We start from the raw sequence: 12,527 nt of genomic DNA on the forward strand, positions 1-12,527 counted from the left end.
GCTTCAACAATTATTTGGCGCCATGGTAAGATCTCGATCGCAGCCGCGTCCACCTTCCTGTTTCCGTAGTCTCGCGATAACCGCTTCTGGCCCATCAGCGCAGCAGCCGCGCACCTCGTTGAGGTCAGCTTAGGAAGGCGAGGGCGGACTATAGTTGCTCCGCCAACTCCCTCCGCAGTTTGGCCCGAAGCGTCTTCTTGGGACCGCGCAACCGCGGCTTTCCTTATAAGCTGTTCCATTTTCCGCTTTTTAAGCGCAAGGTGCTGCGTCACCGGCAATCCCAACAGGATGATCACATGAAGCGGCGCGAGTTCGTCTCGTTACTCGGCAGCGCTGCTGCCGTTTGGCCGCTTGCAGCGTGGGCGCAGAAGCCGATGATGCCAGTCATTGGATTCATCAATGGCACATCGCCGCAGGGATATGGCCACTTCGTCGCGGCATTTCGCCGTGGGCTTGCCGAAACCGGCTACGTTGAGGGGCAGAACGTCGCGATCGAGTACCGGTGGGCGGAAGGCCACTACGATCGGCTGCCGGCGCTGGCGGCTGATCTGGTTGGCCGGCGCGTCGCCGTTATCGTCGCGACAAGCACCCCTGCGAACCTGGTGGCAAAGAAGGCAACCGCGCAAATTCCCATCGTCTTTACGACCAGCAGTGACCCTGTTGAGTTAGGCCTTGTTGCCAGCCTGGACCGACCCGGAGGCAACGTGACCGGCGCGGTCACGTTGAATGTCGAGGTGGTTTCGAAGCGGCTGGAGCTGCTTCATGAACTGCTCCCGAACGCAAGCGTTGTTGCCGCGCTGGTTAACCCGGTGAATCCAAACGCGAAAACGCAGTCCAGGGCCTTGGAAGCGGCGGCTCGCAGCATCGGGCTGCAACTCGAGACGGTGAATGCAACAACTGAAAGCGAGATCGATGTAGCTCTTGCCGAACTCGGGGAACGAGGGAGAAGCGCTCTTCTCGTCGACACGGATGCGTTTCTATTCAGCCGGCGCGCCCAACTCGTCGATCTGGCAAAACGCTACGCAATTTCCACGATTTTCGACAGGCGTGAGTATGCCGAGGCCGGAGGGCTGGTGAGCTATGGGGGAAATGTTGAAGATGTCTATCGTCTGGCGGGCACTTACACGGGGCGGATCCTGAAGGGTGACAAGCCGGCAGATCTGCCGGTAATACAATCCACGGCAGTTCAGCTGATCGTCAACCTCAAAACTGCCGCCACGCTCGGTATAAGCGTTCCGATGTCACTGCTCGCGCGCGCCAATGAAGTGATCGAATAGACCGCTTCTGGAGGGGCACAGCATGTCCGCGCTGGCGAGAAGGTTGAGGTCCAAAGAGTTGCCAAGCCTTGACCCGAGCTAAACGTGATTAAACCAGTCTGCTGCGCTTTAATCCGGATTTGCCCGGGGCCGACTTAGCTCAGAATACAGCAGCGGCTGCTTCCGTTAGGTGAGCCCAAGGGAGGCCCTGCAAGCTAGGCAGGGCTCTTTTTGCCCAAGCTGACCTTCTGCGACCCTTATTACGCCGAACTGCCGGAGGAGTCACTGCGGCCATTCCGAGTGCTCGCCAGCATTACGAGGAAGGGCAGCCACTTCCATTATTATTAGCTCCCGTCAATTGGGGCAGGGCACCGCAGCAGTAGCTCGGATATCACGAGCTCAGGGGCGAGGCGATCGAGCCGCATGTGACATGCACAGCTTGCAAACTTCAGCGCGAATTCACCTTCGAACCGGGTCCTGATATTATGCTCGCTGCCCTATTGCTCGGGCGTATCTAGGAGCGACAAATGCGACGGCGAGATTTCATTGGAGGAATTGCGGCTCTGTCGGCAACGTTGCCGGTTGCTGCGCGCGCGCAGCAAGTACCTTCGCAGCCGTTGATCGGATTCCTTAGTACGCGCTCTCCTGAAGAAGCGACGATTCACATGGAAGCCTTCCGCCGCGGGCTCGAAGAAATGGCATGCTGAAGGGCGTAGCGTCGCTATCGAGTATCGCTGGGCTAACGGCGATTACAGTCAGTTGGGACCCCTTGTCGCCGATCTGCGGAGCCGACCGCTTTCGATCATCATTGCCACCGGCGATCCGGCCGCACTCGCAGCTAAGGCGGCGGGCGTCGCCGTGCCGCTTGTCTTTGTCGTCGGCCAGGATCCGGTGCGCGCCGGTCTGGTCGCAAGTATGAGTCGGCCAGGCACGGCCACTGGTGTAAACTTCTTTACGGGCGATCTGGGCGCCAAACGGTTGGAGTTTCTCTGCACATTAGTCCCTTCGGCTCGTGTTGTGGGGCTTTTGCTCAACCCGGCCTTCGGAATGGAAGCCTTCGAGGAGTTCCGAGGGTCGGTGGTCAGCGCAGCTCAGTCGCTCGGCCGCGAGGTGATCGTGCAGAGCGCAAGATCGGATGCTGAGATCGAGTCCGGTTTCGCGGCCCTGAATAAGCTGGTGCCGGGGCGCTGATGGTGCAGAACGATCCATTCTTCGACTCTCGGCGGAGCAAGATCATTGCTCTATCGTCTCGTCAACGATTGCCCGGCATCTTCCACATTCGGGAGTTTCCGGCTGACGGAGGGCTAGTGAGTTATGGTGCCAGCCTCGCCGACGCCTACCGGCAGGTGGGCGTGTATGCGGGCAAGATCCTACGCGGAGCTAAACCGGTCGATCTTCCAGTCCTGCGGCCGACGAAGTTCGAGCTGGTCATCAACATGCGAACTGCGAAAGCATTCAGCCTCACAGTACCACCATCCATTCTCATAGAGGCCGATGAACTGATTGAGTGAGGTCGGGAGGCGACCGGATTTAATCTTTCACGAAGGAGCTGCCGAAACCGAGTACGTCTGGTTATCATGGCAGACCGGGAGTGCGCTGACATCAGGGTGCCAAGCAGAACTTTCTGACTGTCTGCCTGGAGCCCGCGCGGGGACATGGTGAAAATTGAGGGATTCCCAGCGCCCAAAGAGTACCGTGTGCTAACGCGATATGCCGTCTCCTGTCTAAAACATGTCAACGTTGCAGTCAGAAGTTTTCAGCAGCTTCGCGGAAATGTTCGGAGGTGCGAACGTTGATGCAGTGGCAGGGTTTAGATGGAGGACAGCCATGCGACCGCTTTCTTTGGCGTTTCTTGCCGTGTTTCCACTCATCTCGATACCCGCTGCCGCCCAGCAAACGGGCGCAACGTCCCAGGCTGGTGTGGACCAAAAGGTGCAAACTGAAGCCGATAAAGGCATCAAAACCGCAATTCCGGCGAGTCTGGCTATGTTGCCAATCAGGACAAGCCTGGCGCGGCTTCTCACGCGCTAGGGGAAACAACCAGCACAGTAGGAACTACCACCGGAAGCAGTACATCCAGTGGCCAATCAAGCACCAACAGTTCGCAGGCCGACTACAATGCTTCTCTAAAGGACGGCTCCGCGCCGAAAAAATAGCGTCAAACACTACCTTGAGGACAGGCGTCAAATCACGCTAGAAATCACTCATGATGCCAGCGCCAAGAATTGAAACCTGCGACCATCCTCAGCGGGTTTCTTCGTTCGTGCCGCGCGCGTGACCGCGCTGGGAGATGTCGACCCGGCTTCGAATATGCACGCAGTATGTGCACGGTGCTGAATTAGATAGTCATTTTCTCGGGGGAAGAAGCGGACATCGGCCAGCCGATCAGAGTCTAGATTGCAGGTTTTCGAACCGTAACGCTCTCGCCGATCTCGAAGCTCATCAAGTCCTCGCCGACCTCCAGCGGCCCCTCATAGATTTCACGCGTTGCCGCGATCAGCGCTTCGATGCTCGGGGCAATTACAGTCTGACTGGCGAGCATGACGAGGTGGGTGAAGGCGGCGAGCTTCGGCCGTGTCTGCGCAAACACGTATCCGGCTTCCTGCGGCGAGGTGTGATGATTGAGGATGCGCTGGATGTCGGCTTGGCCCAGCAGTTCCGCCGGAGCCATCGCAACCTCGTGTACCAGCAGATCGGCGCCCGCGCCGTAGCGGAGCAAGTTCATATTGTAGCGAGTGTCGCCGGAGATCACCGCGACCCGGCCTTCATATTCGATGCGAAAGCCATAGGCCGGCTTGATCGCGTCGCCATGGTCGACGGTGAAGGCGATGACGCGCAGGTCGCCGGCTTGATAGACGACCCCGTCCTCACCAAATTCTTTTACTGTGACTGCGACATGCTCGCGGGCGAGCTTTTCGTCCTCGACACGAATCTCGATATCGTGCGCATAGGCTGCTTCCAGATGATGCATGAGCCTCGCTGTGCCGACCGGGCCGATCACGTTGAATGGTCGCCGACGGTTGCCAAAATGCGAGCTTAGCCAGCCCGTCAGCCAGAGATCTGGAATGCCGACCGTGTGATCGGAATGAAAATGCGTGAGCAACAGCGCATCGATCCGGCCGATCGGAACGCCGAGCTGAAACAATCGCATGGCCGCGCCTCGGCCGGCATCGATCAGCACAGTGTGACTGCCCGCTTCGATCAGCGTGCTCGGGCCAAAACGATCAGGACGGGGGATTGGCGTCCCCGTCCCTAGGAGTGTCACGCGAAAATCCGATGTCACCGTTACTGGACCTTGATGCCGGCGTCGGCGACGACTTTGTGCCAGTGCGAAACCTGATCGCCGACCAGCCGGCCAAATTGCTCGGGCGTGCCGCCCGCCGGTTCGGCGCCGATCTTTGCAAGGGCCTCGCGCGCCGACGGCTTCTCCAGCACCTTGTTGATGGCAGCGTTGAGTCGCTCGACGGTTTCCTTCGGCGTGCCATGCTTGACCGCGAAGCCGGTCCAGTCCTCGACCACCAGTGAAGGATAGCCGGCTTCGACGATGGTCGGCACATCAGGGAGAAGTGGCACACGCTTCGGTCCGGTCACCGCAAGGGCCCGCAGCTTACCGGTCTTGATCAGGTCGACGACCGGCAACATGGTGATGAACATGAAGGCGTTGGTGCCGTTGAGCAGGTCGCCGATCGCTTGCGGGAATTGCGCATAGGGAACGTGCTGGGCACGCGCGCCGGTCTGCTGCTTGAATTGCTCGCCGATCAGGTGGGCGGGCGTGCCGAAGCCGCCGGACGAGAACGTCAGCTTGTCGGGCTGGCTCTTCAGCAATGCCACCAGGTCCGCGACCGTCTTGGCCTGCACCGAGGGGTTCACCACCAGCACGTTGTAAGAGACTGTCGCCTTGATGACCGGGTCGAAATCCTTGTCCAGATTAAACGAGATGTTCGGGACCAGCGAGGGTGCTGCAACCGACGGCACCGACATCGCATAGAGGCTGTTGCCGTCCGCCGGCTGGGTCAAGACATCGGTCGCCGCGATGGTGGTCACGCCGCCGGGCCGGTTCTCGACGATGACGCGCCAGCCTTCGGCTTCCGTCAGCTCCTTGGAGACGATGCGGCTGATGATGTCGGGCGGCGTACTGGCCGAGAACGGCGCCACGAAACGAATCGTCCCCGTGGGGAACGAGGTCTGCGCTGATACTTGTGATCCTGAGAGTGCGAGCAGGGCCAGGGTCGCGACGGACAATGAGGCGCTGCGGAAGAACAGGTGGGGTCTCATGGAAGTCTCCATCAAACGCTGAAATTTTCGATGCCAATTCCAAAGTGCAACCTGCAGGCACGCCACCTTCTGACGCGCTATCTGGATTTGCCACAAAAATCGACGTATGTTCCACACTGTGGAACGATGTGTTCCACAGTGTGGAATGGGGAATGGCGGGTGGCGGGTCCGAAAATCATCAAGAGCCTGGAGCGGGGCCTTCGTGTCCTGCAGGCTCTGCAGATGCAGCCCGATTCCTCGCTGCAGCAGCTTTACGTCTTCACTGGTATCTCCAAGCCAAGCCTGCTCCGCATTCTTCACACGCTGGCGCGGTCCGGCGTGGTCACCCGGCGGCTTGCGGATGGACGCTATCGCATCGGCGCGACGCTTTCGCGCGCGCCGTCACGCCGGGAGCGTCGCGATCGGATCGCGGAAGCCGCCGCTCCGGTGCTCGAGCGGCTGTGTCGGCGCGTTTCGTGGCCGTCGGATCTTATGGTGCCGGCAGGAGACCACATGGAAATCCGAGAGACCACCCGTGCGCGCAGCCCGATCCTGTTGCAAGAGGAGAGGGTTGGTCTGCAGGTGAACTGGTTGCTGACCGGTGTTGGACGAGCCTATCTGGCCTATTGTCCGGCCAAGGAGCGGCAGGAGATCATCGAGATGCTGCGGACTTCGAACAAGGCCGAAGATCGTCTGGCGCGAGAGCCCGCGCGTCTGAACACGATTTTCGCGGGGGTGCGAGCACGCGGCTACGCAACGCGCGACCCTACCCATGTCGGCGGCTGGTATGGCAAGCCGCCGCATGCTGACGGCTTGATCTCAATTGCTGTTCCCCTGCGCGATGGCGCGCGCGTTCTGGGCTCGATCAACATTGTCTGGCTCAGGACCGCCTTTTCGGTGGAGGTCTTCGCCGCCCGACATCTCGAAGAACTTCAGGACGCTGCATCGGAAATTGTCAGTTCGGTGCGAAGTCGCAGAGCGCGCTGAGGGCGGCTTTTGGTTCAGAACGGACCTCTAAGCCGTTGAGCAGTAAAGACGGTGTCAGCCTGAATGAGCGCCCGGGAACTTTGCTCGAAAGTCAAGCGGTCGCATCCCTCCGTGCCGTCTGAAAAACTTCACGAAGTTTGTTGGCTCACTGAACCCTACCTCGGTGGCAATTGCTTCAACCGAGAGGCCGGTGTGTGCAAGCAATCGTTTTGCTTCCAAGATCAGGCGTTGCTCTAGCAGAGCTTTCGGTGAGGAACCACACGCCATCATGCAAGCTCGGCGGAGTGACTTCGCTGAGCATCCAATAGCTTCCGCGTAATCTTCAACGGTCCGCGTTTGTGCGAACTTCGCGTCCACAGCTCGACGGAATCTCCGGAACGTCCTGCGATGACTATCCGTCATGGAGGGCGCGTCGCTCTTGCCGTAATAGCCTGCGATCGTCAGGAGCATTGCGTAGAGGAGGTGCTCGAGGATAGCGGCCGATAGCTTCGAGCCATCTGCTTTATGATATGCCCGCTTTATGGCCGACATGACGCTGACGACGCTCTCCAACGCATCAGGCCGTAGGTCCGTAACGTCTTCAGGAACGATATCATCGATCAAGGTTCCAAAAGCCGCTCCGTCCGCCGCTGAAGACGCGGGAAAGATGAATTCTGAGGTGAACAGCAGGATATCCGCCTCTAGTGTTTGTCCAAGGACAAACTGCTGAACCTGACCGGGGCGAGCATGGACAAGCGTACCCGCCTTGCACCTCACACGACGAAAATCGAGGAAGTGATTTCCCCTGCCGGCAGTAAATAGCATCAACAGATGGAAACTGGGCCGCTGTGGCGAGGCAAAGTGGGCTGGCGGTACGCGTCCTAAAAGCTCAGACAAGCGCAATGATTCAATGCCAAGCGTCGGAAACTTGGGATTGTCGTAATCGACTCCGAATACCGACTGTTCCGACAAACCTTTCACGGCGCACACGCCTGTCCATTTTTGACCATCGATTGGTATCAGCTTGACCTGTCACGGCACAACGGGGGCAGGCATGATAGATCGCAGAACCCCCGGGCCTAACTGCATCGTTTTCAGGAGAAAGTAATGATCTGGAGCTTTTCCTTACGGCAATTGGTGATCGCCACCGGCCTCATTTTCATTTTCGGAACGGTCAATCTCCACGCAGAGCAGAACTCCGACATCGAAGCTGTCACTGCGGCCAATCTTGCCTTCGATACGGCCCTTTCAGCTCGCGACATCAATGCGATGGAAAGGGTTTGGGCGGCTGAGACCTACGTCATCGCCGTGCATCCATCCAGCAAAGTCTTGATTGTCGGATGGGATGCGGTTCGCAAGAGCTGGGAGGGCACTTTTGCTCGCTTCGCCGAAATTTCAGTGTCGATGAAAGAGCCGCAAATTCATGTGGCCCAGAACATGGCATGGATTGTCGGAATTGAGAGTGCTGAAGGGAAGTTCAAGAACGGGGATGCCGTGAGCTTCACGGCCTTCACGACCAACATGTACGAAAAGCGGGATGGACGTTGGTTCATGGTGTTGCACACCACGTCACGAGTTCCGCAATAGCGCAACAACACGTCCGCAGCGGCAAACCTGTCAGACCGCGCAATTCAGCTCATGGCCCATCACGACATACTGCGCTGCCGCACGAATTTGGTCGCTATAGGAGCAAAGCGGACGTAGTCACCAGTCGCATGATGCCGCCGGGTCTATAGGTACACGGCCGAGCGCGAGAGCCAGACCCAAAATATAATCTGCGGGCGTTATTGTTGCGCTTTCCGTAGCCCGAGTGAGACTTAGCGCTAGACGAAGTGGCAATCCATGCCAGTCTTTATAGCTTGGTTCGCGTCGGTTGCCAGCAGGTTGACGCGTCGCCTGAAGTCTGGTTGTGGCGCCGAAGGCCAAGATCGCCATCGTGTCCGGCACGCCGACAGTCGAAGCCAGACCGGACATTGGCAAGAAGCGAGCAAATCGACGCCAATGACCCGATGCGGAGATCCGGTCCTCCCCTAAACTCGTGAAGCTTCGAAGTATTAGTGTTTAGCAGCCTCTAGCCCCTTGACAGCACGATATCGAAATTTAGCACGCGGTAATCGCATCCATCTTCCGATGGAACGGGCTTTGCGATTAGCAAATCCGGGCGTAGCACGGCGTTGAGCAGTCTGTCGCAGGCATTGAGCGGCTCGTCAGGAAAATACATTTGGGTGATCAGCCGCTCGAACCGTCCGTGAATCTCGAAGTGAATGTGCGGCGGGCGCATCCAGTCCGGTCCTGCGGGATACGCGCCGGGCTTGACGGTCTTGATCCGATAAACCCCGTCGTCATCTGATCGAATGCCAACGCAACCGACAAAGCCGGAATCCAGCGGCGCGGGATTGGGGTCGTTGCCGTGTGCGTAACGACCGAAGGTGTTGGCCTGCCACACGGTGATGGGGATACTGCGAACGGGTTCGCCGTCGAGATTGAGCACTCTTCCGGTGACCTCGATGATCTCTCCCTGGGCGTGCTCTTCGACACCCTTGACCGAGGTCAGGTCGGCTTGCATCACCGGCGTATGTCCCGTTGGGAAGTAGGGACCGAGAAACTGATCCGGCGTCCGGTGCCGGCGCATGCCGGTCGAGTTGTCCATGACGCGCCTCAATCTTCTGGCGTAAAGCCGGAGGCCTGCACGATCGGTCCCCAACGGTCGAAATCGGATTTGATCAGCTGCGCAAATTCCTTCGGCGTTTCGCCGGCGGGATCCATGGCAAGCTTGGCCAAGGCCATCTTAAAGGCCTCGGTGTTCACCACCGTGCGGATCGCCTCATTGAGGCGGCTCACCGTTGCGGCAGGCGTGTTTGCCGGGACGAAGACGCCAATCCACTCATTGGCCTCCAGCGCAGGATATCCAGCCTCACGGACCGTCGGCACATCGGCAAGCTGTGGCGATCGCTGCGGCCCGGTTGTAGCCAGTGCCCGGATGGCGCCGGACTGCACGTGTGGCAACGCGGTGCCGATCGGATAGATCGTCGCGGCAATGCGACCGCCGATCAAGTCCTGGATGCCGCCCGGGCCGCCATAAGGCAGGTGCACGAAAGCGAACCGGCCGGCCTTGGCCAGGCTCACGCCGGTGAAATGCAACATCGATCCGGCCGCCGCCGTGCCGTAGGTCGCCAGCCTGGGATTGGCCGCGCACCATGTCACGAAGTCAGCCAGCGTCCTGACTTCGGCCGGCACCATCGGGCCGACGGTGATCAGAAATGGAAAGGAGCAGACGGTCGTGACCGGAGCGAAATCCTTGAACGCGTCATAGCCAAGCGACTTGTAAACATGGGGGAATACGGCGACGCTGGAGGCGGGCGTCAGGATTATCACCGTGCCATCAGCCGAACTGGTTTTCAGCGCGCCGAGTGCAAGCCGGCCGCCGGCACCGGGGCGATTGTCGACGATGAAAGAAGATGAGTATCCCTTCATTCCATCGACCAGCATTCGGGCAATCACGTCGATCGCGCCGCCGGCGCCGAAGCCCACCAGCATGCGCGACGCGCTCTCGGCGGACGCGCTGCGGATTGCGTCGGGGAAAATGGCGGCGAGGCCGCCGGTGCACGCCAGCGCTATGAGTCTTCGCTTCGTGATCATGGGATCGTCCTCGTCTCCGGCCCCGGCCCTCATCAAACCGCTGTCACTTTGGTCCACCGGGGTGTTATCTGGTAGACCGAAAATTGCGGCATCCCTGTAACCCCAAGGTTAAGGCTCGCCATGGACTGGTCGGATCGAATTGGCCAGCGCATCAAGTTGCGCGACCTCCATATCCTGATGGCGATCGCCGATACCGGCAGCATGGCGAAGGCAGCCGCCAGGCTGGGAATCTCCCATCCCGCTGTCTCCAAGGCGATCTCCGAAATCGAAGGCGCGCTCGGCGTCCGGTTGTTCGATCGCGGTTCGCAGGGCGCCGAGCTCACGTCCCATGGCGAGGTGTTGCTTCGCTGCGGCATCAATGTCTTCGACGAGATGCAGCAAGGGCTTCGCTCGCTTGAGCATTTGTCCGATCCAAACTCCGGCGAGGTGAGATTGGGGTGCACCGACATCATCCTGCATAGCCTGGTGCCGTCGATCGTGCGGGAATTTTCGACGAAACATCCCGGGGTCCAGCTCGATGTGAAATTGACCAATCCGGGCGAACATCAGATCCTGGAGCTACGTGAGCGAAGGATCGATTTGCTGATTACGAGAGCCACGGTACTGAAGGACGATTTCCATTCCGAAGTTTTGTTCGATGAGCCCCTTGTCTTTGTTGTGGGGGCCCACGGTGAATTGGCGCGAAAGCGCCGAATCTCCCTCACGGACATCATCATGGGCAATTGGGTGTTGCCGCCTTATGACAGCGCGCCAGGCGCGATCGTCGGCGAGGTATTTCGAGCTAATGGTTTTTCACCACCGAAGCCACGGGTCAAAACTATCGCCATTCAGCTCACGGTATCGCTGATTGCAAGCGGACAATTCGTCGGAATTCTTCCCGCATCGGTAGCGGCACTGAGCGCGCATCGGGCCGCGTTAAAAGTTCTGCCGCTAAAAACCGCTGGTCCCCGGATTTCGGCCGAGATCGTATTCCTGAAAAATCGAACGCTCAGCCCGCCGGTCGAAGCGTTCATCAACTGTACGCGGGAAGTCGCGAAATCGCTTGTTCGCGAGCCTTATCAAATGTATGGCTGCTATTGACCCTGGCTGTGAAAAGCCACGAGTCGGCTACTATTCCTCCGCTTCCTGATTGGAGGATACGGATGGGACGCTTCGTTGGAGGCGCGGACAGATCCAGCTGACGCTCTTCGGATTCCCTGGAGGATTGGGTAAGCGAGGACCACGCGGTCCATGTGATTGATGCGTTCGTCGAGGCGCTCGACCCGCATGGACTGGGGTTTGAGCGTGTGATCGCCAAGAAGACGGGTCGGCCCTCCCATCATCCGGCAGTCCTTCTGAGGCTTTACATCTACGGTTATCTCAATCGGGTGCAATCCAGTCGCCGCCTGGAACGTGAGGCTTGCCGCGATATCGAGGTGATGTGGCTGATCGGGCGCCTGGCTCCCGATCACAAGACAATCGCGGACTTTCGGAACGACAATGGCGCGGCGATCCGGAAAGTTTGCGCGAAGTTCGTTGCCCTATGCCGGCAAATGGGCCTGTTGCAGACCCCAAGCGTCGCAATCGACGGCAGCAAGTTTAAGGCGGTGAACAAGCGCGACCGCAACTTCACGCATGCCAAGATGGCGAGGCGGATGGCGCAGATCGAGGAAAGCCGTGCTTGCCCCGCGCGATGAGCACCGAGCCGCACGAGAGCCGGGCGGTGGCCAGGGCAGGCGGTGATCATGACGTTTTCGGTGCGGTGGAGCCGCTGGTGACCCTATATCCGGCGACCGAAGAAACTGAAGGGCCGATCCGGTGATGTCCGCTTTTCAGTGGATTGTGTTGCAAAACTCGTTTCTGACTTGGGGGCGAGCTTGGCTTTGGAGTTTCGGCGGTTTTTTTGGTACGGCGTGTCGGCGGTTTCCATTTTGCTGGTGGATTTCAGCACAGGACTGCCAGTTGTGGCGGGAGACGGCAGATTAGCTTGGCCAGCCGCCTCAGGTTCTGCGCGGTGGCTGTGAGCAGCACTTCGTCCCTGACGCCATTCAGGCCCCGCAACCGAAGCCGGTCGAGCCTGAGAATGCGTTTCATATGAGCAAACCGCATCTCGACCTTTTTGCGCTCGCGGTGCGATTGCTCGAAGGCTTCCGTATTGGCCAGCGCACGGACATGATCGCGCACATCTTCGTTGACGTCACGGGTAATTTTGCGCACGACCGCTGTCGTGCATTTGGGCTTCAAGGCGCAGCCAGAGCAATCGCTCTTGCTGGCCCTGTAGTAAACGATGTGACCTTGATCGATATTGCCGGTGCTGGTCAGTTCCGCGCCACCCGGACAAACATAGACATTGCGCTTTTTGTCGAAGACGAAGTCCGCTCGGCTAAAGGTGCCATCGGGGCGTGCCGACTTGTCCCACACCGGAACGTGCGG

13 protein-coding genes and 1 pseudogene are annotated in these 12,527 nt (G+C 59.1%); 8 read left to right on the forward strand and 6 right to left on the reverse strand.

All coding sequences use genetic code 11. From position 1 onward, the window contains the following. Positions 1-197 precede the first annotated feature (197 nt). From ABIB91_RS17590 to ABIB91_RS17605, 4 genes are all read left to right on the forward strand, one after another. Positions 198-1,277, forward strand: coding sequence for an ABC transporter substrate-binding protein (locus tag ABIB91_RS17590; protein WP_354164263.1), 1,080 nt, complete (start codon positions 198-200; stop codon positions 1,275-1,277). A gap of 624 nt (positions 1,278-1,901) precedes the next feature. Further along, the gene (locus ABIB91_RS17595; protein ID WP_354164329.1) at positions 1,902-2,447 is read left to right on the forward strand and encodes an ABC transporter substrate binding protein; all 546 of its coding nucleotides are present in this window, start codon (positions 1,902-1,904) and stop codon (positions 2,445-2,447) included. Continuing rightward, positions 2,447-2,767, forward strand: a complete 321-nt coding sequence (locus ABIB91_RS17600) for an ABC transporter substrate binding protein (RefSeq protein ID WP_354164266.1) — start codon at positions 2,447-2,449, stop codon at positions 2,765-2,767. The genes ABIB91_RS17595 and ABIB91_RS17600 overlap by 1 nt, the downstream gene beginning before the upstream one ends. A 316-nt stretch (positions 2,768-3,083) precedes the next feature. Further along, the gene (locus ABIB91_RS17605; RefSeq protein ID WP_354164269.1) at positions 3,084-3,287 is read left to right on the forward strand and encodes a hypothetical protein; all 204 of its coding nucleotides are present in this window, start codon (positions 3,084-3,086) and stop codon (positions 3,285-3,287) included. A gap of 361 nt (positions 3,288-3,648) precedes the next feature. On the opposite strand, the gene ABIB91_RS17610 is transcribed toward ABIB91_RS17605, so the two are convergent. Next, positions 3,649-4,539, reverse strand: a complete 891-nt coding sequence (locus ABIB91_RS17610; protein ID WP_354164272.1) for an MBL fold metallo-hydrolase — start codon at positions 4,537-4,539, stop codon at positions 3,649-3,651. 2 nt (positions 4,540-4,541) lie between these two features. Beyond that, positions 4,542-5,531, reverse strand: coding sequence for a Bug family tripartite tricarboxylate transporter substrate binding protein (locus tag ABIB91_RS17615; protein ID WP_354164275.1), 990 nt, complete (start codon positions 5,529-5,531; stop codon positions 4,542-4,544). 30 nt (positions 5,532-5,561) lie between these two features. On the opposite strand from ABIB91_RS17615, the gene ABIB91_RS17620 reads away from it, so the two are divergent. After that, positions 5,562-6,497 carry an IclR family transcriptional regulator domain-containing protein gene (locus ABIB91_RS17620; RefSeq protein ID WP_354164278.1) on the forward strand — a complete coding sequence of 312 codons (936 nt, stop codon included), beginning with the start codon at positions 5,562-5,564 and terminating at the stop codon, positions 6,495-6,497. Between the two features lie 54 nt (positions 6,498-6,551). On the opposite strand, the gene ABIB91_RS17625 is transcribed toward ABIB91_RS17620, so the two are convergent. Further along, positions 6,552-7,457, reverse strand: a complete 906-nt coding sequence (locus tag ABIB91_RS17625) for an AraC family transcriptional regulator (protein WP_354164281.1) — start codon at positions 7,455-7,457, stop codon at positions 6,552-6,554. A 126-nt stretch (positions 7,458-7,583) separates the two neighbouring features. On the opposite strand from ABIB91_RS17625, the gene ABIB91_RS17630 reads away from it, so the two are divergent. Continuing rightward, positions 7,584-8,063 carry a YybH family protein gene (locus tag ABIB91_RS17630; RefSeq protein WP_354164284.1) on the forward strand — a complete coding sequence of 160 codons (480 nt, stop codon included), beginning with the start codon at positions 7,584-7,586 and terminating at the stop codon, positions 8,061-8,063. A 484-nt stretch (positions 8,064-8,547) separates the two neighbouring features. On the opposite strand, the gene ABIB91_RS17635 is transcribed toward ABIB91_RS17630, so the two are convergent. Together ABIB91_RS17635 and ABIB91_RS17640 are read right to left on the reverse strand one after the other, a co-directional pair. Beyond that, positions 8,548-9,126, reverse strand: a complete 579-nt coding sequence (locus tag ABIB91_RS17635) for a dioxygenase family protein (RefSeq protein WP_354164287.1) — start codon at positions 9,124-9,126, stop codon at positions 8,548-8,550. Between the two features lie 8 nt (positions 9,127-9,134). Beyond that, positions 9,135-10,013: a tripartite tricarboxylate transporter substrate-binding protein gene (locus tag ABIB91_RS17640; RefSeq protein ID WP_354164290.1), complete on the reverse strand. Its 879-nt coding sequence runs from the start codon at positions 10,011-10,013 to the stop codon at positions 9,135-9,137. A gap of 222 nt (positions 10,014-10,235) precedes the next feature. Between ABIB91_RS17640 and ABIB91_RS17645 the strand changes: the two genes are divergently transcribed. Further along, complete coding sequence (locus ABIB91_RS17645; RefSeq protein WP_354164293.1) at positions 10,236-11,195, forward strand: LysR family transcriptional regulator; 960 nt, start codon at positions 10,236-10,238, stop codon at positions 11,193-11,195. Positions 11,196-11,257: 62 nt separating this feature from the next. Next, positions 11,258-11,770: pseudogene (locus tag ABIB91_RS17650) on the forward strand (transposase); the annotation flags it as partial. Positions 11,771-12,038: 268 nt separating this feature from the next. On the opposite strand, the gene ABIB91_RS17655 reads toward ABIB91_RS17650, so the two are convergent. Beyond that, positions 12,039-12,527, reverse strand: a 489-nt coding sequence (locus ABIB91_RS17655) for a transposase (protein WP_354164296.1), incomplete at its 5' end; no start/stop codon positions are given.

It is taken from the genome of Bradyrhizobium sp. JR4.3 (assembly GCF_040547695.1).
GTDB classification, from domain to species: Bacteria; Pseudomonadota; Alphaproteobacteria; order Rhizobiales; family Xanthobacteraceae; genus Bradyrhizobium; species Bradyrhizobium canariense.